Here is a 22,831-nt window from a genome sequence, read left to right on the forward strand (position 1 = left end):
TCCGGGTCACCGGGTCGACTTCGCACGCCCCAGCACCGGCCTGAAACGGCCAGGTGACAGCGTCTCTCGGTCCCTCAGCGGGGCAGGGCGCGGCGGGGCGTCAGGAACCAAACCGAGAAACCAAGGAGATGGCCATGGCCGTCGTCACGATGCGGGAGCTGCTGGAAAGCGGCGTCCACTTCGGTCACCAGACCCGTCGTTGGAACCCGAAGATGAAGCGCTTCATCTTCACGGAGCGCAACGGCATCTACATCATCGACCTGCTGCAGTCGCTGTCGTACATCGACCGCGCCTACGAGTTCGTGAAGGAGACCGTCGCGCACGGTGGCTCCATCATGTTCGTCGGTACCAAGAAGCAGGCCCAGGAGGCCATCGCCGAGCAGGCGACGCGCGTTGGCATGCCGTACGTCAACCAGCGCTGGCTCGGTGGCATGCTCACCAACTTCTCCACCGTCTACAAGCGCCTCCAGCGTCTGAAGGAGCTTGAGGCGATCGACTTCGAGGACGTCGCCGCCTCGGGTCTCACCAAGAAGGAGCTCCTGGTCCTCTCCCGCGAGAAGGCCAAGCTGGAGAAGACCCTCGGTGGTATCCGCGAGATGTCGAAGGTCCCCAGCGCCGTCTGGATCGTCGACACCAAGAAGGAGCACATCGCCGTCGGTGAGGCGCGCAAGCTCCACATCCCGGTCGTCGCGATCCTCGACACCAACTGCGACCCCGACGAGGTCGACTACAAGATCCCGGGCAACGACGACGCGATCCGCTCCGTCACCCTGCTCACCCGCGTGATCGCCGACGCCGTCGCCGAGGGCCTCATCGCCCGCTCCGGCGCTGCGACCGGTGACTCGAAGCCGGGCGAGAAGGCCGCCGCCGAGCCGCTCGCCGAGTGGGAGCGCGACCTGCTCGAGGGCGACAAGAAGGCCGACGACGCCGAGGCCGCTCCGGCCGAGGCCGCTGTCGAGGCCCCGGCCGCCGACGCCGAGCAGGCCTGACCCTCTGAGAGCGCCCGGCGTTCACGCGCCGGGCACTCGCAGCACGGACGATGACGGCGGGGGAGCCGCGCCAAAAGCGCGGCGCCTCCGCCGTTCACCCGTAGATCTACGACTTCGAGAGAGAATCACAGACTCATGGCGAACTACACCGCCGCTGACGTCAAGAAGCTCCGCGAGCTCACCGGCGCCGGCATGCTGGACTGCAAGAACGCGCTCGTGGACGCCGACGGTGACGTCGACAAGGCCCAGGAAGCCCTCCGCATCAAGGGTCAGAAGGGCGTCGCCAAGCGCGAGGGCCGTTCCGCCGAGAACGGTGCGGTCGTCTCCCTCATCGCCGACGACAACACCTCCGGTGTCATCGTCGAGCTGAAGTGCGAGACCGACTTCGTCGCCAAGGGCGAGAAGTTCCTGGCCGTCGCCAACCAGCTGGCCGCGCACGTCGCCGCCACCTCCCCGGCCGACATCGAGGCGCTGCTCGCCTCCGAGATCGAGCCCGGCAAGACCGTCACCGCTTTCGTCGACGAGGCCAACGCCAACCTCGGCGAGAAGATCGTCCTGGACCGCTTCGCGCAGTTCACCGGCGGTTACGTGTCGGCGTACATGCACCGCACGATGCCCGACCTGCCGTTCCAGATCGGCGTCCTGGTCGAGCTCGACAAGGAGAACGCCGAGGTCGCCCGCGGCGTCGCGCAGCACATCGCCGCGTTCGCCCCGCAGTGGCTGTCCGCCGAGGACGTCCCGGCCGACAAGGTCGAGTCCGAGCGCCGCATCGCCGAAGAGGTCACCCGCGCGGAGGGCAAGCCCGAGGCTGCCATCGCGAAGATCGTCGAGGGTCGCGTCAACGGCTTCTTCAAGGACGCCACGCTGCTCGGCCAGGCCTACGCCCTGGACAACAAGAAGTCCGTGCAGAAGGTTCTGGACGAGGCCGGTGTCACCCTGAAGCGCTTCACCCGCATCAAGGTCGGCATCTGAGTCCGTCCGTACGCGACGGACACCGGACCCCGGTAGGGTCTGAGGCAGTCGTCCGCGTTCGCGCAGGACGACCGCAGATCTGACGAGGAGGCCATTGCCGTAGAGGGAACCGCAAGGACCCACCGGCAATGGCCTTCTTCGTATGTGCACGAGGAGATCTCCATGAATCAGGGCGTGGACCCCCACACCGCATCCGACGACAAGAGCGACCAGGAGAAGAAGGGTCGCCGCTTCATGCTGAAGCTGTCCGGCGAAGCCTTCTCCGGTGGCGGAGGACTCGGCGTCGACCCCGACGTCGTCCACGCCATCGCGCGTGAGATCGCCGCGGTGGTCCGCGACGGCGCGGAGATCGCCGTCGTGATCGGCGGCGGCAACTTCTTCCGCGGCGCCGAGCTCCAGCAGCGCGGCATGGACCGGGCGCGGTCCGACTACATGGGCATGCTCGGCACGGTCATGAACTGCCTCGCCCTCCAGGACTTCCTGGAGAAGGAGGGCATCGACTCCCGCGTACAGACCGCCATCACCATGGGCCAGGTCGCGGAGCCGTACATCCCGCTGCGCGCCGTGCGCCACCTGGAGAAGGGTCGCGTCGTAATCTTCGGCGCCGGCATGGGCATGCCGTACTTCTCCACCGACACCACGGCCGCCCAGCGCGCCCTGGAGATCGACGCCGAGGCCCTGCTCATGGGCAAGAACGGCGTCGACGGGGTCTACGACTCCGACCCCAAGAAGAACCCGGACGCGGTGAAGTTCGACGCACTGGAGTACGGCGAGGTCCTCTCCCGCGACCTCAAGGTCGCCGACGCCACGGCGATCACGCTGTGCCGCGACAACAAGCTGCCCATCCTCGTCTTCGAACTGCTCGCCGAGGGCAATATCGCGCGCGCCGTCAAGGGTGAGAAGATCGGCACGCTTGTCAGCGACCAGGGAACCCGGGCCTGAGCAGTCCGCCGCCGGGCCGGGCCCTGCCGGGTCCCGCCCGTCCCGCCCGCCTGAACCATCCAATCAAGACATGCAGGAGCACGTGGTGATCGAAGAAATCCTCCTCGAGGCCGAGGAGAAGATGGAGAAGGCCGTCGTCGTCGCCAAGGAGGACTTCGCCGCGATTCGCACCGGCCGTGCGCACCCGGCGATGTTCAACAAGATCGTGGCGGACTACTACGGCGCCATCACGCCCATCAACCAGCTCGCCTCCTTCTCGGTGCCCGAGCCGCGCATGGCGATCGTGACCCCGTTCGACAAGAGCGCGCTGCGCAACATCGAGCAGGCCATCCGCGACTCCGACCTCGGTGTCAACCCGAGCAACGACGGCAACATCATCCGGGTGACCTTCCCCGAGCTGACGCAGGACCGCCGCAAGGAGTACATCAAGGTCGCCAAGAACAAGGCCGAGGACTCCAAGGTCTCGATCCGCTCCGTGCGCCGCAAGGCGAAGGACGCCCTCGACAAGCTCGTCAAGGACAAGGAAGCCGGCGAGGACGAGGTGCGCCGCGCGGAGAAGGAGCTCGACGACACCACCGCGAAGTACGTCGCGCAGGTGGACGAGCTCCTCAAGCACAAGGAAGCCGAGCTCCTCGAAGTCTGATGAACGACTCTTCCTGGCAGCCGGAGCCGGTTCCGGCGGGTCCCGCATACGATGCGCAGGTGGGCCCGCACACTCGGCCCATGCCCATCGTGCCCGATGCCGCCGGCCGTGACTTCGACGACCGGGAAGCACGCGATCGGGGGGCCGCCGCGGACGGCGGCCCCCTCTTCCGCGACGAGACGCCGCCGCAGGAGCCCATGCCCAGCCCCCCGCCCCCGCCTTCGCAGGCACCGCAGAACCCCTCGCCCCCGCCGCAGAAGAAGCGCGCGGGGCGGGACCTGCGCGCCGCCATAGGGGTCGGCGTCGGCCTCGGCGCGGTGATCTTCGCTTCGCTGTTCATCGTCAAGGCGGTCTTCGTCGGCGTCGTCGTCGTCGCGGTCGTCGTGGGTCTGTGGGAGCTCACCTCCCGGCTGCAGGAGAAGAAGGGCATCAAGGCCCCTCTCGTCCCGCTCGCGGTGGGCGGCGCGGCCATGGTCATCGCCGGATACGTCCGCGGTGCCGAGGGGGCCTGGGTCGCGATGGCCCTCACCGCCCTCGCGGTGCTCGTATGGCGGATGACCGAGCCGCCCGAGGACTACCTCAAGGACGTCACCGCGGGTGTCTTCGCGGCGTTCTACGTGCCGTTCCTCGCCACCTTCGTCACGATGCTGCTGACCGCCGACGACGGACCGCAGCGCGTGGTGACCTTCCTCGTACTGACCGTGGTCAGCGACACCGGGGCCTACGCGGTGGGCTGGCGCTTCGGCAAGACGAAGCTCGCGCCGCGCATCAGCCCCGGCAAGACCCGCGAGGGGCTCTTCGGCGCGGTGGCCTTCGCCATGGCGGCGGGCGCCCTGTGCATGGAGTTCCTGATCGACGGCGGTGCCTGGTGGCAGGGCCTGCTGCTGGGCCTCGCGGTCGCGGTCAGCGCCACGCTGGGCGACCTGGGCGAGTCGATGATCAAGCGGGACCTCGGCATCAAGGACATGGGCACCCTGCTCCCGGGGCACGGCGGGATCATGGACCGCCTCGACTCCCTGCTGCCGACGGCCCCGGTGGTGTGGCTGCTGCTGGCGGCGTTCGTGGGCACCGGCTGAAATCCGGGCCGCAACCGAAGGCCTCGGCCGTCTCCGGCCGACCGCGGACGCTGCCGACCTCGGTCGGCCCCCGCGGAGCGGGTTATCCTAAAAGGCGCGTCACTCGCGAGTGGCGCGCCTTTGCCGTTCCGCGTCTGCGGGGACGGCCCGTGAGAGGTCTCCCGGCTCCTGTCGAGCCGCGGTCCGCTCCGCACCGGCGGAGTCGCGCGCCCGGACCTCGCCCCATCGAGGAGTATCCGATCATGGCCCGCCCCGTTCCGGGAGAGCTCACCTTCGTCGCGCCCCGTGGAGCCAAGAAGCCTCCGCGGCACCTCGCCGACATGACCCCCGCCGAGCGCCGCGAGGCGGTCGCCGCCATCGGTGAGAAGCCCTTCCGGGCCAAGCAGCTCTCCCAGCACTACTTCGCCCGGTACGCGCACGACCCCGCCGAGTGGACCGACATCCCGGCCGCCTCCCGCGAGAAGCTCCAGCAGGAGCTGCTGCCCGAGCTGATGAACGTCGTCCGGCACATCTCCTGCGACGACGACACCACCCGCAAGACCCTGTGGAAGCTGCATGACGGCACGCTCGTCGAGTCCGTGCTGATGCGCTACCCCGACCGGGTCACCATGTGCATCTCCTCGCAGGCCGGCTGCGGCATGAACTGCCCGTTCTGCGCCACCGGCCAGGCCGGTCTGGACCGCAACCTGTCCACCGCCGAGATCGTGCACCAGATCGTCGACGGCATGCGCGCCCTGCGCGACGGCGAGGTCCCGGGCGGCCCGGCCCGGCTGTCGAACATCGTCTTCATGGGCATGGGCGAGCCCCTCGCGAACTACAACCGCGTCGTCGGTGCCATCCGACGTCTCACCGACCCCGAGCCCGACGGTCTGGGCCTGTCCCAGCGCGGGATCACCGTCTCCACCGTCGGCCTGGTCCCGGCCATGCTGCGCTTCGCCGACGAGGGCTTCAAGTGCCGCCTCGCCGTCTCGCTGCACGCGCCCGACGACGAGCTGCGCGACACCCTGGTCCCGGTGAACACCCGCTGGAAGGTCCGCGAGGTCCTCGACGCCGCCTGGGAGTACGCCGAGAAGTCCGGCCGCCGCGTCTCGATCGAGTACGCGCTGATCCGCGACATCAACGACCAGGCCTGGCGCGGCGACCTCCTGGGCCGCCTGCTCAAGGGCAAGCGCGTCCACGTCAACCTGATCCCGCTGAACCCGACGCCCGGCTCCAAGTGGACCGCCTCGCGGCCCGAGGACGAGAGGGCCTTCGTCGACGCGATCGCCCGCCACGGCGTGCCGGTGACCGTACGGGACACCCGCGGCCAGGAGATCGACGGCGCGTGCGGCCAGCTCGCCGCCTCGGAGCGCTAGATTCCGGTCCTGATCGATCATGTTCGGCCACGGGGTACCCTGTGGCCGAACCAATTTCATATTCCGACAGGGGAGCGCCACAGCGCTGAGAGTGCGGTATCCGTCATCCGCAGACCCTCTGAACCTCGCCCCGGTCATTCGGGGTAGGAAGTTCGGTCACCACTCAAGCTGTTGCGCCCTGCCCGGCGTCCGCTCCCACAGAGCGCCGGGCAGGGCCGCGTCTTCTCCTGGTCATCCCAGGAGGAATCACCAGTGAGCACCACCAAGAAGATCGCGGGCGCCGCGCTCGCGGCCGCGCTGGGCGTCACCACGCTCAGTGCCTGCGGCGGCGGCGACGCCAAGGACAAGAGCGCGGGCGGCACCGAGAGCCCGAAGTCCAAGACCGTCACGCTCGTCACCCACGACTCCTTCAACGTGACCGAGGCGGTCCTCAAGGAGTTCGAGCAGCAGAGCGGCTACACGGTCAAGGTGCTGAAGTCCGGGGACGCGGGCGCGGCGCTGAACCAGGAGATCCTCACCAAGGGCTCCCCGCGCGGCGACGTCTTCTTCGGTGTGGACAACACCCTGCTCTCGCGCGCCCTCGACAACGGCATCTTCACCCCGTACGAGGCCAAGGGCCTGGCCGACGTGAAGCCCGAGTACGTGCTCGACAAGCAGCACCGGGTCACCCCGATCGACTCCGGCGACATCTGCGTCAACTACGACAAGGCCTACTTCGCCGACAAGAAGATCGCCCCGCCGCAGACCCTGGACGACCTGGTCAAGCCGGAGTACAAGAACCTGCTGGTCACCGAGAACGCCGCGACCTCGTCGCCCGGCCTCGGCTTCCTGCTCGCCTCCGTCGGCAAGTACGGCGAGGACGGTTGGAAGGACTACTGGAGCAAGCTGAAGGCCAACGGCGTCGAGGTCGTCGACGGCTGGGAGCAGGCCTACAACGAGCGCTTCTCCGGCTCCGCGGGCGGCAAGAAGGCCAAGGGCGACCGCCCGCTGGTCGTCTCCTACGCCACGAGCCCGCCGGTCGAGGTGCTGTACGGCGAGCCGCAGCCGGCCGAGGCCCCGACGGGCGTCGCCACCGGCACCTGCTTCCGCCAGGTCGAGTTCGCGGGCCTGCTGAAGGGCGCGAAGAACACCGAGGGCGGCAAGGCGCTCGTGGACTTCCTGATCAGCAAGAAGTTCCAGGAGGACATGCCGCTCCAGATGTTCGTGAACCCCGTGACGAAGGACGCCTCCCTGCCGGAGCTGTTCACCAAGCACGGCGTGGTGGTCGAGAAGCCCGAGAACGTGGCCCCGGAGACCATCGCCAAGAACCGTGAGCAGTGGGTCTCGGCATGGACCGCGCTCGTCGTGAAGTAAGCGGTACCGAGGGAGCGGTCGCGGCGCCGGAAGGCGCCGCGCCGGTCCCGGCCGGGTCCGTGAGGCGGCCCGTCCGCGAGTCCGGCCGGGCCACGGCGGTGCGGCTCGCGCTGATGGTCGTACCCCTGGCCTTCTTCGGGCTGTTCTTCGCCTACCCCGTCGCCGCGATCCTCGGGCGCGGCCTCAAGACCGACACCGGCTGGCAGTTCGGCCGGATCGCCGAGGTGATCACCCGGCCCGACATCGCCGGCGTGCTCTGGTTCACCACGTGGCAGGCCCTCGCCTCCACCGCGCTCACCCTGGTGATCGCACTCCCGGCGGCCTACGTCTTCGCGCGCTTCGAGTTCCCCGGCAAGCAGCTGCTGCGGGCCCTGGTGACCATTCCGTTCGTGCTGCCCACCGTGGTCGTCGGCACCGCCTTCCTCGCGCTGGTCGGCCGGGGCGGGCTGCTGGACGAGCTGGTGGGGGTCCGCCTCGACACCACGGTCTGGGCGATCCTCCTCGCGCACGTCTTCTTCAACTACGCGGTCGTCGTACGCACCGTCGGCGGGCTCTGGGCCCAGCTGGACCCGCGCCAGGAGGAGGCCGCCAGGGTGCTCGGTGCCGGGCGGTTCGCCGCTTGGCGGCGGGTGACGCTGCCGGCGCTGGCCCCCGCGGTGGCCGCCGCCGCGCTGATGGTGTTCCTGTTCACCTTCAGCTCCTTCGGCGTCGTGCTGATCCTCGGCGGGCCCTCGTACTCCACGCTGGAGGTGGAGGTCTACCGGCAGACGGCGCAGCTCCTGGACCTGTCCACGGCCGCCGTGCTGACCATGGTGCAGTTCGCCGCGCTCGCCGCGATCCTCGGCATCCATGCCTGGACCGTGCGCAAGCGGGAGACCGCGCTGCGGCTGGTCGATCCGGCCCGGACCGCGCACCGGCCGCGCGGCTGGGCGCAGCGGTCCCTGCTCGGCGGGGTGCTGCTGACGGTGGCGCTGCTGATCGTGGCGCCGCTCGCGGTGCTGGTGGAACGCTCCTTCGACGCGCCCGGCGGATACGGGTTCGGCTTCTACCGGGCACTCCAGGACGTGGGCGCCGGTGGCGGGACGTTCCTGGTGGCGCCGCTGGAGGCGATCTGGAACTCCCTCCAGTACGCCCTCGCCGCCACCGCGATCGCCCTGGCCATCGGGGGGCTCGCGGCCGCGGCGCTGACCCGGCGCGGAGGTCGCTTCGTACGCGGCTTCGACGCGCTGCTGATGGTCCCGCTCGGGGTGTCCGCCGTGACGGTGGGCTTCGGTTTCCTCATCACCCTGGACGAGCCGCCGCTGGACCTGCGGACCTCGTGGATCCTGGTACCGCTCGCGCAGGCCCTCGTCGGCGTGCCGTTCGTCGTACGGACGATGCTGCCCGTGCTGCGCGCCGTCGACGGGCGGCTCCGGGAGGCGGCCGCGGTGCTCGGCGCGTCGCCCCTGCGGGCGTGGCGGGAGGTGGACCTGCCGCTGGTGCGCAGGGCTCTGCTGATCGCGGCCGGGTTCGCCTTCGCGGTCTCGCTGGGGGAGTTCGGGGCGACCGTGTTCATCGCGCGGCCGGACCATCCGACGCTGCCGGTTGCCGTGGCACGGCTGCTGGGGCGGGCCGGTGAGCTGAACTACGGGCAGGCGATGGCCCTGAGCACGATTCTGATGCTGGTGTGCGCGGTGTCCCTGCTGGTGCTGGAGCGGCTGCGCCCCGACAAGACCTCCGGAGAGTTCTGATGACACTGCTTCAGCTGGAAGGGGTGTCGGTCCGCTTCGGTGAGCGCGCGGTCGTGGACTCCGTGGACCTGAAGGTCGCCGAGCACGAGACGGTGTGCGTGCTGGGGCCGAGCGGAAGCGGGAAGTCCACCCTGCTGCGGGTCGTCGCAGGGCTCCAGCCGGTGTCCGCGGGCCGGGTGCTGCTCGGCGGCGCGGACCAGGCCGGGGTGCCGGTGCACCGCCGGGGCGTGGGCCTGATGTTCCAGGACCACCAGCTCTTCCCGCACCGGGACGTCGGCGGGAACGTCGCGTTCGGTCTGCGCATGCGGGGCTCCTCGGGCGGCCGCGGTTCGTACGCATCCCGGGTCACCGAGCTGCTGGAGCTGGTCGGGCTCCCCGGAGCCCAGGGCCGGGCGGTGGCCTCGCTGTCGGGCGGCGAACAGCAGCGCGTCGCGCTGGCCCGGGCGCTGGCGCCCTCGCCGCGGCTGCTCATGCTGGACGAGCCGCTGGGGCAGCTCGACCGGGGGCTGCGGGAGCGGCTCGTGGTGGAGCTGCGGGGGCTGTTCTCCCGGCTGGGGACTACCGTGCTGGCCGTCACGCACGACCAGGGCGAGGCGTTCGCGCTGGCCGACCGGGTGGTGGTGATGCGGGACGGGCGGATCGCACAGGTCGGGACTCCACTGGAGGTCTGGCAGCAGCCGGCCTCGGAGTTCGTGGCACGGTTCCTCGGCTTCGAGAACGTGGTTCCGGCCGCGGTCTCGGGCGGCGCGGCCGTCACCCCGTGGGGCAAGGTCCCCGTTCCGGCGGGCACCCCGGACGGGGAGCACAGGCTGCTGATCCGCCCGGCCGGGGTCGTGCTGTGCGCGGCCGGGCTGGGCTGCGAGGTGGTGTCCCGCACCTTCCGGGGCACCCACGTCGCACTGCGGCTGAGGCCCGAGGCGGGACCGGTGCTGGAGGCCGAGTGCGGGCCGGCGGCGGCGCCCGCGGTGGGCGACCGGGTGGCGGTGACGTTCACGCCGACCGAGGTGGTCGTCCTGCCGGCCACCTCGGTCGGGGGCGGGCCCGCGGAGTAGGGCCCGCCGGGGTCTGCCTCAGGCCGCCCGGATGCCGTCCACCGCGATCGGCAGGTGGCGCGGGCCGCGCAGGACCGCGTTCTGACGGTATGGGGGCGGGTCCTCCAGCAACCTCGGGTTCTCCAGCCTGCGGGCCAGTTCGCTGAGTGCCAGCGCGCCCTCCAGCCGGGCCAGCGGCGCCCCGAAGCAGCTGTGGATGCCGCTGCCCAGGCCCAGGTGCTGGACGTCGGGGCGGTCCGGGTCGAAGCGGTCCGGGTCCTTGAACCGCCGGGGGTCTCGGTTCCCGGAGGCCAGGATCAGCCAGAGCGAGGAGCCCTTGGGGATGGTCACCCCCTGCATCTCGATGTCGGCCAGCGGGGTGCGCTGCGGCAGCAGCTGCACCGGGGGCTCGTAGCGCAGCAGCTCCTCCACGATCGGGACGGACAGCTTCGGCTCGGCGCGCAGCCGGTCCAGGACCTCCGGATGGCGCAGCAGGGTGAGCATGCCGTTCGTGATCAGGTTGACGGTGGTCTCGTGCCCGGCGATCAGCAGCAGCGCCGCAGTGCTGAGCTCTTCCATCGTGCTCATCGCGCCGTCCGGCCCGTCCGCGGTGGCCAGCTGGGACAGCATGTCGTCACCCGGGTTCTTCTTCCGCTCCTCGATCAGCCCGGCCAGGTACATGCCGAGCTCCATGCGGGAGTCCTGCGTCTTCTTGGCGCGTTCGTTGGGATCGGCGTCCGGATCGGGGTCCAGACTCGCGGCGAGCGTGTCGGCCCAGACGTGGAAACGTGCCTCGTCCTCGCTCGGCACGCCCAGCAGCCGGCAGATCACGGTGACCGGGAAGGGGTACGAGAACTCCTCCACCAGGTCGATCCGTTCCGCGTTGCCGTTCTCCGCGATCGAGTCGATCAGACCGGTGACGATGGTGCCCAGCTCGCCGCGCATGTCGTGGACCCGGTGCGGCGAATGCGGAGGCCCGAAGGGGCGGTTCGTCATCCGGCGCAGCCGGTCGTGGTCGGGCGGGTCCAGCTTCAGGAAGGACGGGGGCAGGGCCGCCGTCCCGTCGCCCTCGCCGTCCTCCTCGCCGAGGGGGTCGCCGGCCGTCGACGCCAGGTTGCGCGAGTCGGAGCTGATCCGCGGATCGTGCAACAGGCTCTTGATCTCGTGGTACGTGCTGATGACGTACGGTCCGTCCCCGTCGTGGAACACCGGGGTCTTGCGGAGCTCCTCGTACAGCGGATAGGGGTTGGACCGGCTGGAGTAGTCGAGGATCTGCCGCAGGATGCCTTCAGTCATGAGAGGTCCTCGTGCTCAGTTGTGGGCCGGCGTGAACGTCATCCGCCGGTCGGCCGGTGAGTAGCCGCTCAGGGTGATGGTCGGTCCGTGCGTGGGCACCGACGGGTCGGGGAAGTCCGCGTCCAGCGGGTTGTTCCCCTCGCTCCTGCGGTCCACCGTCGCGAAGGGCGGAGGGAACGCCGCGGTCTGTTCGATCTGCTGCTCGTAGAAGTCCAGCCAGCGGCACTGGTCGAAGGTGACGGCGCCGATGACGCGCCCCTGGTAGCCGTAGACGCCCACGAAGCGGCGCTCCGCGCGCGAACCCTGCGTGATGAGGATCTCCGTGCCCATCGAGGGCACCCCGACCGACTTGATGTTCACCCCGAACTGCGAGGACCAGAAGGCGGGGACCCACACGTGGGGCCGGCGGTCCACGCCCTCGCTGAGCATGTTGTGCGCCGCCGTCTCGGCCTGGGCGACGGCATTGCCCCAGTGCTCCAGGGACAGGAACTGGTACCCGAAGAGCGCGTGCGGGGAGCGTGCCACGTCACCCGCCACATAGATGTCGTCGGTGACGATGCCCCAGATGTTGAAGGCCCGGCAGCCCGCGTCGCAGGCGATGCCCCGCGGACCCGCACCCAGTCCGGAACCGGTCAGCCAGTCGGTGTTGCGCTGCGCGCCGAGCGACACGACCACGACGTCGGCCTCCACGACGCTGCCGTCCGACAGGTGGGCGGCGCGGACCTGGCCGGAGGAGTCGCCCTCCAGCCGGGTGACCATGATCCCGGTCCGCAGGTCCACCCCGTTCTCGCGGTGCATCCCGGCCGCGACCTCGCCGATCACCCCACCCAGGGCTCCGACCAGCGGTGCGTCGCCCCGCTCGGCGACCGTGACCGCGAGGTCCCGCTCCCGGCAGGCGGAGGCGATCTCGGAGCCGGTGAATCCGGCGCCGATGACCAGAACCCGGCGCGGTCCGGCCGCGAGCCGCCGCTCCAGGGCGGCCCCGTCGTCGCGGGTGCGCAGGGTGAAGACCCCCTCGAGGGCCGCTTCCTCCTCGTTGGGCCAGGGGCGGGCGCGCACCCCGGTGGCGATCAGGAGCCGGTCGTACTCCACCTCGTCGCCGTCGGCGAGCTTGACCCGGCGGGCCGCCATGTCCAGACCGGTGGCGGGTACGCCGAGCCGCCACTTGGCGTCGATGTCGCGGCGGCGGGGGAGGAGCGTACGGTCCGCGGTCGCCTTGCCCAGCAGGACCTGCTTGGACAGCGGGGGGCGGTCGTACGGCTCGTAGGGCTCGTCGCCGATCATCGTGAGCGATCCGGCGAACCCCTTCTCGCGCATCGTCTCGGCGGCGCGCAGGCCGGCGAGGGAAGCGCCCACGACCACGATGCGGCCTTCGCGCTTGAGCCGTTCAAGGGCTGAGTCACCGCTCACCACGCGCCTCCGTGGTCGACAGGGAGCCGTTCATCGCGTCCAGCAGGATGGCCCTGACCGGACAGGCGTGGACGGCGCGGACGACGTTCTCGCGGTGCTCCTCGTCGGGCTGCGGGTTGTATAGCAGCGACTCGTCGCCGTGCATGGCGAAGACGTCCGGGGCGAGGAACGCGCACTGGGCGTAGCCCTGACAGCGGTTGAGGTCCACGACAAGCCTCATGAGGCATCCGCCTTTCGGTGGCTGGATCTTCCCCGTCGTCCCCGAGTTCCCCGACCCCCGTTCCCTTACCTCATCCAGCATGCATGCGGCAGCCGGGTGCGTCCTGCCGGGGAACGAACCCGCAGGTCAGGGGAGGTGACGGGGCTCTGCGGAGTCGACTGCCTACCGCAGTCGGGCCCTGATCCGCAGGATGTGGACGCTGAAGACGAGGGCCCAGGCCGGAAACACCAGCTCGGACCAGGGCACGCTGGAGCCGATCACGAGCAGGACCAGGCCCGCGAGGGTGCTCACCGCGATCAGGGGCCGGGGGAAGACCCCGAGCCGGCGCCCGATCATCGCGGTCGAGAGGACGAAGACGGCCGCCATCCGCATGGAGTACGTCGCGAGGATCGTGTACGCGTAGTGGCGGCCGAAGTCGGAGGGATTGTCCTCCGCCAGCACGGTTCCCGCCGCCGCGGCAGCGACGAACAGGGTGGCGGCACAGATGAACCCGCTGCCGAGGAAGACGGTGGAGAAGAACTTGTCCTCGGCCTGCCCGACGTGCGAGCGCAGCGCGCCCATGAACCAGAGGAAGGCGATTCCGGCGAACGGCACGATCTCCAGGGCCAGCCGCACGGCCCAGCGGTTCCCGGCGGGGACCGGCTCGGCGGCGCCGTCCCCCGAGGGGACGGCGAGACGCATCAGGACCATCGCCGCCGCGAGCAGCACGGCGAACGCGACGCCGGCCGCCCCGGCGGCCCGGGGCGTGGACAGGCGGGCGGTGGCGGTGTCCGTGGGGGCCATGGGCTCCTCGCTTTCTCCCCCGTCCAGCAAGCGGCAGCCGCCGGGCCACCGCCACCGGGAGAGAGCGAGCGGGTGAAGGGGCGGCCCCGGGCCCGGGGACCCGCCCGCTGCCGGGCCCCGCCCGCCCCCGGCCTACCCGACCGCCGCCGGGACCGGGACCTCCACCTGGGGATCGGAGCCCTCGTGCTTGCCGTACCAGGCGACGGCCACCGCACCGGCGACCGCGAGGACGAACCCGAGCACCGCCAGCCACGCCAGGCCCGGCCGGGACGCGTCGCCGAGCCACAGGACGCCGATCGCGCCCGGGAGGACCGTCTCGCCGACGACCAGCGCGGCCGTGGCGCCGTTGACCGAGCCGATCTGGAGGGCGACCGTGTGCAGGTACATGCCACCGACACCCGCCAGCACGATGGCGTAGAGCGCCGGGTCGGACAGGAAGGTGCCGAGGTCGAACGGGTCGACCCCGTCGAGGATCCGGACGCCGACACCCAGCGCGCCGAAGCCCAGGCCCGACAGCAGACCCGCCAGGATCGCTGCCCCGCCGCCCAGGAGGCGCACGGCGACGGTGCCGCCCACCATCAGCAGCACGGTGATCCCCAGCAGCCACCAGTGGGTGGACATCGGAGCGTGGTGGCCGCCCTCGTGGCCCGCCGCCGTCGCCAGCAGGACCAGTGCCGTGCAGACGACCCCGATCGAGGTCCACTCCTTGCGGCTGAGCCGGATGCCCAGCATCTTCACGCTTAGCACGGCCGTGATCACCAGATTGGCGCTGATCACCGTCTGGGAGAGGAAGAGCGGCAGGAGCCGGGCGGCCAGGGCGCCCAGCCCGAAGCCCACGAAGTCCAGGATCGTGCCGACGATGAACTCCCAGGTCATCGCCGCTTTCGCGGTGGACGACAGATTGGGTCCGCCATGGGCGGTCACCCCGGCGGTGGCCGGGGACATCCGGGCGGCGCGGCGCGATCCGACGGCTTGCAGCACGGATCCCGTGCCGTAGCAGATGGACGCCGCGACAGCGGTCAGCAGGCCTATGAGCACCGAGGGCTCCGTTCACGTCTGGCAGGTTTTGCGGTACCTCTGCCAGACGTGTGAACGGGCCTCGAAGTTGCCTTGCGAGCTCAGCTCATCGAGGCGAGCACGTCCGCGACCTCGTCCACCGAGTCCACGAGCGCGATCTTCGACTCCATGGCCCGGCCGCGCGCCAGCGCGTGCAGCAGCGGCCACACCGGAAGGTGCTCGGTCCAGTGGGCCCGGTCGACCAGGACCATCGGCGCCGGCTCGCCCCGCGACTCGTAGTAGTTCGGAGTGGCGCTGTCGAAGACCTCTTGTACGGTGCCCGCCGCGCCCGGCAGGAAGACCACGCCCCCGGTGGACCGGGCCAGCAGCCCGTCCTCCCGGGTGGCGTTCGCGAAGTACTTGCCGATGTGCGAGGCGAACGCGTTCGGCGGCTCGTGCCCGTAGAACCAGGTGGGGATGCCCACCGAGTCGCCGCCGCCGGGCCAGCGGTCCCGTACGGCGAACGCCGCGCGCGCCCAGTCGGCCACCGACGGCTCGAAGGACGGGGCCTTGGCCAGCAGCTCAAGGGCCTCCGCGAGGGCCTCGTCGGCCGCCGGTGCCAGATAGGCGCCGAGGTTGGCGGCCTCCATCGCGCCCGGCCCGCCGCCGGTGGCCACGGTCAGCCCGGACCGGGTCAGCGTCCGGCCCAGCTCGGCGGCGCCCCGATAGGCCTGACCGCCGCGGGCCATGGCGTGCCCGCCCATCACGCCCACGACCCGGGCGCCGGCGAGGTGCTCGTCGAGGGCGTCCGAGACGGCGTCGTCGTGGAGGGAGCGCAGCATCGAGGAGAAGACGTCCCCGTCGGCCTTGGTCTCCTGGAACCAGGCGTAGGCCTGGCAGTCCGGGGTCGCCCCATACCCGTCGGACAGCCCGGCGAAGAGCTCCTCGGGGCTGTAGAGGAGCCCCCGGTACGGGTTGAAGGGCAGGTCGGGGACGGGAGGAAAGACCAGCGCGCCGTCGGCGCGGACCTTCGCGGCCGCGTCGGGCTCCATCGGGCAGCCCAGGAACACGGCCGCCCCGGTGTCGGCGGACAGCAGCGCGAAGGTCCGCTCCAGCAGGTTGACCGACTGGATCCGGTAGCCGCTGAGCGAGCCGCGGGCCACGACCCGGTCGAATTCGGCGAGCGTCTCGATCTCGGTGTCGATGTTTCCGTTGACCATCCGGCTCACCCTAAGGGCTGCCCGGGTCAGCGGGTCAGAGCCAGCGACGTCAGCTGCGCCACACCCCAGCTGAGCGGCAGGCACACGGCCACGAGCGCGGTGGCCCGCAAACTCGCCGCCGTACGCAGGACCTTGGCCGGAGCGCCCATGCCGGTCAGCGTCTCGCGGGCCGCGGCCCTGGTCTGTCGGGCCTCCACCGCGGATGTGAGAAGGGTCGCGGCCGCGCAGGCGGCCACCAGGGCGGCGGCCGGCCCCGTCAGCGGGCCGAGCGGCACGAGCATCCCGCCCCCGTCGGGCAGGGCCGGCGCGGTGAGGGCGCCCGCGCCGACCGCGCACAGCACCCCGAGCGGAGGCCCGAGCCGGGGCGCTTCCTCCTGGAGGGCGCGTCCGGCCAGCAGCCGGAGCGCACCCGGGCGCACCGCCTGGACGAGGGCGCCGCAGGCGTAGGCGAGGCCGGGCCCGGCGAGCGCGAGGCCGACCGCGGTCAGCGACCAGCCGGTCAGCGTCCCCTCGCCGCTGCGGCCCGCGTACGCCTGGACCGCGAGCCCGCACGCCGTCAGGGCGATGCCCCAGGGCAGCCCGGTCTGCGGGGCCAGGGACGGCCGGGGGCGCAGGGCGAGGGCGGTCGCGGCCGAAGCGGTGAGGGGGATCACGGCGAGCAGGGTGAGGGCGGCGGCCACGGGCAGCGGCTGCTCGGCGTGCAGGAGCCGGGCCCCGGCCCCGTCGAACGGCAGCCCGGACAGGTCGCCGCGCAGGTGGAGGAAGGCCGCCAGGGCGAGCGTGCCGCCGAGGGTGCAGGCGACGGCGGTGGAGATCGCGGCGACCAGGACCAGCCGTACGGGTCCCAGACCCGCGGCGTCCAGCCCCTCGCGGGGGCGGGTCGCGGGGTCGGTACGGGCCACGGCGACGGCGAAGTGGACGGTGGCGGCGAGCGGGACGAGCGCCCACAGCAGGCGAGGGAACGATCCGGCGGGCCGGACCACGGCGTCCTGGAGGACGTACAGCAGCAGGAACCCGCTGCCGGCCGAGGCGGCCGCGACGAGGAGCCGGCGCAGCTGGACCAGGGGCCGGGAGCCTCGGGCTAGGCGGAAAGCGAGCACGCGGCCTGCCCCTCCGACGTTTCGGGACCCGGCGAGGAGGCGGCCGCCGTGGCTCCGGCCCAGCGGCCGTCGAGCAGGGCCAGGCAGCGGTCGGCGACGGCGGCGCTCTCCTCGTCGTGCGTGGCCAGCAGCACGGTGATCTCGTGCGAGCGGGCCGCCGTGGTCAGCGTACGGAGCAGCAGGGAGCGGTCGGCCTGGTGCAGCGGGGCCGTGGGCTCGTCGGCGAAGACCACCGAGGGCTGGTTGACGAGTGCGCGGGCCAGGGCGACCCGCTGGGACTCGGCCCGCCCGAGGGCTGCGGGCCGCTTGCGGGCGAAGCCGCCGATGTCGAGGCGGTCCAGCCATTCGCAGGCGGCGTGCTTGGCGGTGCGGTGGGAGGCGCCGGAGAGCAGCAGGGGCAGGGCCGCGTTCTCCCAGACCTTCAGCTCGGGCAGCAGCTGCGGTTCGGGGCCGATCCAGCCGAACCGGTCGCGGCGCAGGCGCTCCCGGGCCGGCGCGCCCATGGTGTGCACGGGGAGGCTGTTGAACCAGACCTCGCCCTCCTGCGCCCGCAACTGCCCGGAGAGGCAGCGCAGCAGGGTCGTCTTGCCGCTGCCGCGGGGGCCGGTCAGGGCCAGGATCTCGCCCTGGCGCACTCCCAGGGAGATCCCGGCGAGGCCGGGGGAACCCCTGTGGGAGTACTGAAGGGACCGTGCCCACAGGACGTCATTGTCAGGTGGGGCATTGTCCGGTGGAGCCACCATGGCGTACACCTCCGTCCGGGGGAACGAAGCGGAGCCCTTTCGGTCACTGGCGCCGCATGGAGATGTAAAGAGATGAACGTCTTGGATGGTGACAGCACGCGGCCCGGACCCCCGCCTCTCACTCGAAAGGGGGATCCGGGCCGTGTGGTTCGGACTATTTACAGTCCGGGTGCAGCTCGGGTTACAGCTTGGTCCACGCCTCGGTGAGCACCGCGCGCAGGATGCCTTCGATCTCGTCGAAGGTGCCCTGGTCGGCGATCAGCGGCGGGGCCAGCTGGATGACCGGGTCGCCACGGTCGTCGGCGCGGCAGTACAGGCCGGCGTCGAACAGGGCCTTGGAGAGGAAGCCGTAGAGCACGCGCTCCGTCTCCTCGTCCGTGAAGGACTCCTTGGTGACCTTGTCCTTGACGAGCTCGATGCCGTAGAAGTAGCCGTTGCCGCGGACGTCGCCGACGATCGGCAGGTCGAGCAGCTTCTCCAGCGTCGAGCGGAAGGCGTCCTCGTTGTCCAGCACGTGCTGGTTGAGGCCTTCCTTGTCGAAGATGTCGAGGTTGGCGATCGCCACCGCCGAGGACACCGGGTGTCCGCCGAAGGTGTAGCCGTGCAGGAAGGTGTTGTCACCCTTGTAGAACGGCTCGGCGATGCGGTCCGAGACGATGCAGGCACCGATCGGGGAGTAACCCGAGGTCATGCCCTTGGCGCAGGTGATCATGTCCGGCACGTAGCCGAACTTGTCACAGGCGAACATCGTGCCGAGGCGGCCGAAGGCGCAGATCGTCTCGTCGGAGACGAGCAGCACGTCGTACTCGTCGCAGATCTCGCGGACGCGCTGGAAGTACCCGGGCGGCGGCGGGAAGCAGCCACCGGCGTTCTGCACCGGCTCCAGGAAGACGGCGGCGACGGTGTCGGCACCCTCGAACAGGATCTCCTGCTCGATCTGGTCGGCGCACCAGCGGCCGAAGGCCTCGGGGTCGTCGCCGTAGATCGGGGCGCGGTAGATGTTGGTGTTCGGCACCTTGTGCGCACCGGGGACCAGCGGCTCGAAGGGGGCCTTCAGGGCCGGCAGGCCGGTGATGGACAGGGCGCCCTGCGGGGTGCCGTGGTAGGCGACCGCACGCGAGATGACCTTGTACTTGGTGTGCTTGCCCTGCAGCTTGTAGTACTGCTTGGCGAGCTTCCAGGCGGTCTCGACGGCCTCGCCGCCACCGGTGGTGAAGAAGACCTTGTTCAGGTCGCCCGGAGCGTAGTCCGCGAGGCGCTCGGCGAGCTCGACGGCCTTCGGGTGGGCGTACGACCACACGGGGAAGAAGGCGAGCTGCTGCGCCTGGTTGTAGGCGACCTCGGCCAGCTCCTTGCGGCCGTGGCCGGCGTTGACCACGAACAGGCCGGCCAGGCCGTCGAGGTAGCGCTTGCCCTTGTCGTCGAAGATGTAGGTGCCCTCACCGCGCACGATGGTGGGGACGGGTGCGTTCTCGTACGACGACATGCGGGTGAAGTGCATCCACAGGTGGTCGTACGCGGTCTTGGAGAGGTCCTGGCTCACGGGCTATCGAGTTCCCCACATGTAGGTCTGCTTCTTGAGCTTCAGATAAACGAAGCTTTCGGTTGATCGCACGCCGGGGAGCGTGCGGATCTTCTTGTTGATCGTTTCGAGCAGGTGGTCGTCGTCCTCGCAGACGATCTCCACCATCAGGTCGAACGACCCCGCGGTCATCACCACGTATTCGCACTCGGCCATGGCGGTCAGTGCGTCGGCCACCGGGTCGAGGTCTCCCTCGACGTTGATGCCGACCATTGCCTGGCGCCGCAGACCCACGGTGAGCGGGTCGGTGACGGCGACGATCTGCATGACGCCCTGGTCGAGCAGCTTCTGTACGCGCTGGCGTACGGCGGCTTCGGAGAGGCCTACGGCCTTGCCGATCGATGCATAGGGACGGCGACCGTCCTCCTGCAGTTGCTCGATGATCGCCAGGGACACAGCATCGACCGAAGGGGACGGTTGTCTGTTCCTGGAATCTGCGCTTCGACTGACCACGACCTCACTGTGCACGAGGGTCGTCTGTTCCGCAAGACGGATTCGATGAAATCCGTTGTTTGTCGACGCGGATCTCACTGATTTCGTAGTTGGTGGCGTCTGGGTCTGTCGAAAGCGTCGCCCGAGGGGCTAGGCTTGGGATTCGTCTCAATCGTTGGACATGTGATCAGGAGAGTGGCTGTAGTGACCACCGAACTGCGTCGTCTGCGCAACTACATCGGCGGGGAGTTCAAGGACGCCGCCGACGGGCGGACCACCGAGGTGGTCAACCCGTCCACCGGCGAGGCCTTCGCGACGGCCCCGCTCTCGGGCCAGGCCGACGTCGACGCGGCCATGGCCGCCGCCGCGGCCGCCTTCCCGGGCTGGCGCGACACCACGCCGTCGGAGCGCCAGAAGGCGCTGCTGAAGATCGCGGACGCCTTCGAGGCGCGCGCGGACGAGCTCGTCGCCGCCGAGTCGGAGAACACCGGCAAGCCGCTGGGCCTCACGGCCAGCGAGGAGCTGCCGCCGATGGTGGACCAGATCCGCTTCTTCGCCGGTGCCGCCCGACTGCTGGAGGGCCGCTCGGCCGGCGAGTACATGGAGGGGATGACCTCGATCATCCGCCGTGAGCCCGTCGGTGTCTGTGCCCAGGTCGCGCCGTGGAACTACCCGATGATGATGGCCGTGTGGAAGTTCGCCCCGGCGATCGCCGCGGGCAACACCGTGGTGCTCAAGCCCTCGGACACCACCCCGGCCTCCACCGTCCTGATGGCGGAGATCATCGACTCGATCCTGCCCAAGGGCGTCTTCAACGTCATCTGCGGTGACCGCGAGACCGGCAAGGCCATGGTCGAGCACAACACCCCGGCGATGGCCTCCATCACCGGCTCCGTGCGCGCCGGCATGCAGGTCGCCGAGAGCGCCTCGAAGGACGTCAAGCGCGTCCACCTGGAGCTCGGCGGCAAGGCCCCCGTCGTCGTCTTCGAGGACGCCGACATCGCCAAGGCCGTCGAGGACATCGCGGTCGCCGGCTACTTCAACGCCGGCCAGGACTGCACCGCGGCCACCCGCGTGCTCGTGCACGAGTCGATCCACGACGAGTTCGTGACCGCGCTCGCCAAGGCCGCCGCGGACACGAAGACCGGCCAGCCGGACGACGAGGACGTGCTCTACGGCCCGCTGAACAACCCGAACCAGCTCAAGCAGGTCGCGGGCTTCATCGAGCGCCTCCCCGCGCACGCCAAGGTCGAGGCGGGCGGCCACCAGGTCGGCGACAAGGGCTACTTCTACGCCCCGACCGTGGTCTCCGGCCTCAAGCAGGACGACGAGATCATCCAGAACGAGGTCTTCGGCCCCGTCATCACCGTCCAGTCCTTCACGGACGAGTCCCAGGCCGTGGAGTACGCGAACGGCGTCGAGTTCGCCCTCGCCTCCTCCGTCTGGACCAAGGACCACGGCCGCGCGATGCGGATGTCCAAGAACCTCGACTTCGGCTGCGTGTGGATCAACACCCACATCCCGCTCGTCGCCGAGATGCCGCACGGCGGCTTCAAGAAGTCCGGCTACGGCAAGGACCTCTCCGCCTACGGCTTCGAGGACTACACGCGCATCAAGCACGTCATGACCTCGCTCGACGGCTGATCGGCGGCCTTCGCCGCACTGATCACAGCACAGCGCTGAAGGGGCGGGCGGTAGACAACTTGTCTATTGCCCGCCCTTTGGCGTTGGTCGAGGCTTTGGCCATGCCTCGACTCGACTTCTCCCGCCGCGACGCGCTGCGCGGCCTCGGTGGCGCGGGCCTGCTCGCCGCCCTCACCGGCTGCGGCGTCCCCGCCGCCTACGTCCCGGAGGGGCGGCGCGCGAGCACGGACCGGTCCGAGCGGGAGCAGAGCGTGGTCTTCTCCAACTGGCCGCTCTACATCGACACCGATGAGGAGGACGAGGAGAGCCGGCCGACGCTGGACGCCTTCTCGGAGCGGACCGGGATCGACGTCCGGTACTCCGAGGAGATCAACGACAACGACGAGTTCTTCGGCAAGATCAGCCCGGCCCTGATGAACCACCAGGAGACCGGACACGACCTGGTCGTGGTCAGCGACTGGATGGCCGCCCGCTTCGTCCACCTGGGCTGGGCCCAGAAGATGGACCGTTCGGCGCAGGCCAACGTCTCCCGCAACCTGGATCCGCAGCTGCGTTCCCCCGCCTTCGACGAGGGCCGGCTGCACACCGTCCCCTGGCAGTCGGGGATCACCGGTATCGCCTACAACCGCAAGGCCCTCGGCCGCGAGATCAAATCGGTCAAGGACCTGTGGCGGCCGGACCTCGCGGGCAAGGTCACCCTCTTCTCCGGCCTCGACGAATCCTTTTCGCTGCTGATGCAGGGCAACGGGGTGGACGTCACCCGCTGGACCGAGTCCGACTACCACCGGGTGTGCGACCAGGTCGAGGAGCTGGTGCGCAGGAAGCACATCCGCCGCTTCACCGGCAACGACTACACCTCCGATCTGAGCAAGGGTGATGTGCTGGCCTGTCAGGCCTACTCCGGCGACGTCATCCAGCTCCGGGCCGACAACCCCGACATCGAGTTCGTGGTTCCCGAGGAGGGCGCCGAACTCTGGGCGGAGAGCCTGCTCATCCCCAACCAGGCCCGGCACAAGGCCAATGCCGAGGCCCTGATCGACCACTACTACGACCCGGAGACCGCCGCGGCGCTCGCCGCCTCCGTCAACTACGTCTGCCCCGTCCCGGCGGCCCGCGAGGTCCTGGCCGGCTCCGAGGACAAGGAGACCGCCGAACTGGCCGAGAACCCGCTGATCTTCCCCGACGAGGAGATGCGCAAGCGGCTGGCCGTCGCCCGTGACATCTCCACCGCCGAGCGCCGCACCTTCGCCAAGCGTTGGAACGCGATCGTCGGACTCTGAGCACGACCCATCACTCGATTGAACGCGTTCAGAG

Annotated in this window: 21 protein-coding genes and 1 riboswitch; of the genes, 11 read left to right on the forward strand and 10 right to left on the reverse strand. The window is 70.4% G+C overall.

The window, feature by feature from the left end; translation table 11 throughout:
• The first annotated feature begins 134 nt into the window (after positions 1-134).
• The 9 genes from rpsB (at position 135) to ACIQ5Y_RS19830 (ending at position 10,112) form a co-directional block, all read left to right on the forward strand.
• A complete protein-coding gene (gene rpsB / locus ACIQ5Y_RS19790) occupies positions 135-989 on the forward strand; it encodes a 30S ribosomal protein S2 (RefSeq protein WP_403881644.1) in 855 nt (284 codons plus the stop codon).
• A 135-nt stretch (positions 990-1,124) separates the two neighbouring features.
• The gene (gene tsf / locus ACIQ5Y_RS19795; RefSeq protein WP_365174642.1) at positions 1,125-1,961 is read left to right on the forward strand and encodes a translation elongation factor Ts; all 837 of its coding nucleotides are present in this window, start codon (positions 1,125-1,127) and stop codon (positions 1,959-1,961) included.
• A gap of 162 nt (positions 1,962-2,123) precedes the next feature.
• Positions 2,124-2,903 (forward strand): UMP kinase, encoded by a 780-nt coding sequence (gene pyrH / locus ACIQ5Y_RS19800; RefSeq protein ID WP_403881647.1) that lies wholly within the window; start codon positions 2,124-2,126, stop codon positions 2,901-2,903.
• A gap of 85 nt (positions 2,904-2,988) precedes the next feature.
• The gene (frr, locus tag ACIQ5Y_RS19805) at positions 2,989-3,546 is read left to right on the forward strand and encodes a ribosome recycling factor (RefSeq protein WP_393829986.1); all 558 of its coding nucleotides are present in this window, start codon (positions 2,989-2,991) and stop codon (positions 3,544-3,546) included.
• Positions 3,546-4,622, forward strand: coding sequence for a phosphatidate cytidylyltransferase (locus ACIQ5Y_RS19810; RefSeq protein WP_403881650.1), 1,077 nt, complete (start codon positions 3,546-3,548; stop codon positions 4,620-4,622). Before frr ends, ACIQ5Y_RS19810 begins: the two co-directional genes overlap by 1 nt.
• Positions 4,623-4,864: 242 nt before the next feature.
• Positions 4,865-5,977, forward strand: coding sequence for a 23S rRNA (adenine(2503)-C(2))-methyltransferase RlmN (gene rlmN, locus ACIQ5Y_RS19815; protein WP_403881653.1), 1,113 nt, complete (start codon positions 4,865-4,867; stop codon positions 5,975-5,977).
• A gap of 58 nt (positions 5,978-6,035) precedes the next feature.
• Positions 6,036-6,145, forward strand: a riboswitch (TPP riboswitch).
• Between the two features lie 84 nt (positions 6,146-6,229).
• Positions 6,230-7,330, forward strand: a complete 1,101-nt coding sequence (locus ACIQ5Y_RS19820; RefSeq protein WP_403881656.1) for a thiamine ABC transporter substrate binding subunit — start codon at positions 6,230-6,232, stop codon at positions 7,328-7,330.
• 113 nt (positions 7,331-7,443) lie between these two features.
• Positions 7,444-9,060, forward strand: a complete 1,617-nt coding sequence (locus ACIQ5Y_RS19825) for an ABC transporter permease (protein WP_403881840.1) — start codon at positions 7,444-7,446, stop codon at positions 9,058-9,060.
• Positions 9,060-10,112 (forward strand): ABC transporter ATP-binding protein, encoded by a 1,053-nt coding sequence (locus tag ACIQ5Y_RS19830; protein ID WP_403881659.1) that lies wholly within the window; start codon positions 9,060-9,062, stop codon positions 10,110-10,112. The genes ACIQ5Y_RS19825 and ACIQ5Y_RS19830 overlap by 1 nt, the downstream gene beginning before the upstream one ends.
• Positions 10,113-10,130: 18 nt before the next feature.
• On the opposite strand, the gene ACIQ5Y_RS19835 is transcribed toward ACIQ5Y_RS19830, so the two are convergent.
• The 10 genes from ACIQ5Y_RS19835 to ACIQ5Y_RS19880 form a co-directional block, all read right to left on the reverse strand.
• A complete protein-coding gene (locus ACIQ5Y_RS19835) occupies positions 10,131-11,387 on the reverse strand; it encodes a cytochrome P450 (protein WP_403881662.1) in 1,257 nt (418 codons plus the stop codon).
• 15 nt (positions 11,388-11,402) lie between these two features.
• Positions 11,403-12,797: an NAD(P)/FAD-dependent oxidoreductase gene (locus tag ACIQ5Y_RS19840; protein ID WP_403881665.1), complete on the reverse strand. Its 1,395-nt coding sequence runs from the start codon at positions 12,795-12,797 to the stop codon at positions 11,403-11,405.
• A complete protein-coding gene (locus tag ACIQ5Y_RS19845; RefSeq protein WP_403881668.1) occupies positions 12,787-13,017 on the reverse strand; it encodes a ferredoxin in 231 nt (76 codons plus the stop codon). Before ACIQ5Y_RS19845 ends, ACIQ5Y_RS19840 begins: the two co-directional genes overlap by 11 nt.
• A gap of 162 nt (positions 13,018-13,179) precedes the next feature.
• On the reverse strand, positions 13,180-13,800 hold the full coding sequence (locus ACIQ5Y_RS19850) for a hypothetical protein (protein WP_403881671.1): 621 nt from the start codon (positions 13,798-13,800) through the stop codon (positions 13,180-13,182).
• A gap of 132 nt (positions 13,801-13,932) precedes the next feature.
• Positions 13,933-14,838 carry a hypothetical protein gene (locus ACIQ5Y_RS19855; RefSeq protein ID WP_403881674.1) on the reverse strand — a complete coding sequence of 302 codons (906 nt, stop codon included), beginning with the start codon at positions 14,836-14,838 and terminating at the stop codon, positions 13,933-13,935.
• 80 nt (positions 14,839-14,918) lie between these two features.
• Complete coding sequence (locus tag ACIQ5Y_RS19860) at positions 14,919-16,016, reverse strand: LOG family protein (RefSeq protein WP_403881677.1); 1,098 nt, start codon at positions 16,014-16,016, stop codon at positions 14,919-14,921.
• A 26-nt stretch (positions 16,017-16,042) separates the two neighbouring features.
• A complete protein-coding gene (locus ACIQ5Y_RS19865; protein ID WP_403881680.1) occupies positions 16,043-17,116 on the reverse strand; it encodes a hypothetical protein in 1,074 nt (357 codons plus the stop codon).
• Positions 17,098-17,859, reverse strand: a complete 762-nt coding sequence (locus tag ACIQ5Y_RS19870; protein ID WP_403881683.1) for an ABC transporter ATP-binding protein — start codon at positions 17,857-17,859, stop codon at positions 17,098-17,100. The genes ACIQ5Y_RS19865 and ACIQ5Y_RS19870 overlap by 19 nt, the downstream gene beginning before the upstream one ends.
• Positions 17,860-18,040: 181 nt before the next feature.
• Positions 18,041-19,402 (reverse strand): aspartate aminotransferase family protein, encoded by a 1,362-nt coding sequence (locus ACIQ5Y_RS19875; RefSeq protein WP_403881686.1) that lies wholly within the window; start codon positions 19,400-19,402, stop codon positions 18,041-18,043.
• Between the two features lie 3 nt (positions 19,403-19,405).
• On the reverse strand, positions 19,406-19,909 hold the full coding sequence (locus ACIQ5Y_RS19880; RefSeq protein ID WP_007266859.1) for an Lrp/AsnC family transcriptional regulator: 504 nt from the start codon (positions 19,907-19,909) through the stop codon (positions 19,406-19,408).
• Between the two features lie 168 nt (positions 19,910-20,077).
• On the opposite strand from ACIQ5Y_RS19880, the gene ACIQ5Y_RS19885 reads away from it, so the two are divergent.
• Positions 20,078-21,517 (forward strand): gamma-aminobutyraldehyde dehydrogenase, encoded by a 1,440-nt coding sequence (locus tag ACIQ5Y_RS19885; protein ID WP_403881689.1) that lies wholly within the window; start codon positions 20,078-20,080, stop codon positions 21,515-21,517.
• 101 nt (positions 21,518-21,618) lie between these two features.
• Positions 21,619-22,797, forward strand: coding sequence for a spermidine/putrescine ABC transporter substrate-binding protein (locus ACIQ5Y_RS19890; protein ID WP_403881691.1), 1,179 nt, complete (start codon positions 21,619-21,621; stop codon positions 22,795-22,797).
• Positions 22,798-22,831 lie beyond the last annotated feature (34 nt).

It is taken from the genome of Streptomyces sp. NPDC096339, from assembly GCF_044762985.1.
Taxonomy (GTDB): Bacteria; Actinomycetota; Actinomycetes; order Streptomycetales; family Streptomycetaceae; genus Streptomyces.

Bases quoted from the DNA above. Each gene is read 5' to 3' on its own strand.
- ACIQ5Y_RS19810 (WP_403881650.1), top strand. From the start codon at position 3,546: ATGAACGACTCTTCCTGGCAGCCGGAGCCGGTTCCGGCGGGTCCCGCA.
- ACIQ5Y_RS19850 (WP_403881671.1), bottom strand. From the start codon at position 13,800: ATGGCCCCCACGGACACCGCCACCGCCCGCCTGTCCACGCCCCGGGCC.
- ACIQ5Y_RS19890 (WP_403881691.1), top strand. From the start codon at position 21,619: ATGCCTCGACTCGACTTCTCCCGCCGCGACGCGCTGCGCGGCCTCGGT.
- rlmN (WP_403881653.1), top strand. From the start codon at position 4,865: ATGGCCCGCCCCGTTCCGGGAGAGCTCACCTTCGTCGCGCCCCGTGGA.
- ACIQ5Y_RS19845 (WP_403881668.1), bottom strand. From the start codon at position 13,017: ATGAGGCTTGTCGTGGACCTCAACCGCTGTCAGGGCTACGCCCAGTGC.
- ACIQ5Y_RS19835 (WP_403881662.1), bottom strand. From the start codon at position 11,387: ATGACTGAAGGCATCCTGCGGCAGATCCTCGACTACTCCAGCCGGTCC.
- ACIQ5Y_RS19825 (WP_403881840.1), top strand. From the start codon at position 7,444: ATGGTCGTACCCCTGGCCTTCTTCGGGCTGTTCTTCGCCTACCCCGTC.
- tsf (WP_365174642.1), top strand. From the start codon at position 1,125: ATGGCGAACTACACCGCCGCTGACGTCAAGAAGCTCCGCGAGCTCACC.
- ACIQ5Y_RS19860 (WP_403881677.1), bottom strand. From the start codon at position 16,016: ATGGTCAACGGAAACATCGACACCGAGATCGAGACGCTCGCCGAATTC.
- rpsB (WP_403881644.1), top strand. From the start codon at position 135: ATGGCCGTCGTCACGATGCGGGAGCTGCTGGAAAGCGGCGTCCACTTC.
- ACIQ5Y_RS19830 (WP_403881659.1), top strand. From the start codon at position 9,060: ATGACACTGCTTCAGCTGGAAGGGGTGTCGGTCCGCTTCGGTGAGCGC.
- ACIQ5Y_RS19870 (WP_403881683.1), bottom strand. From the start codon at position 17,859: ATGGTGGCTCCACCGGACAATGCCCCACCTGACAATGACGTCCTGTGG.
- pyrH (WP_403881647.1), top strand. From the start codon at position 2,124: ATGAATCAGGGCGTGGACCCCCACACCGCATCCGACGACAAGAGCGAC.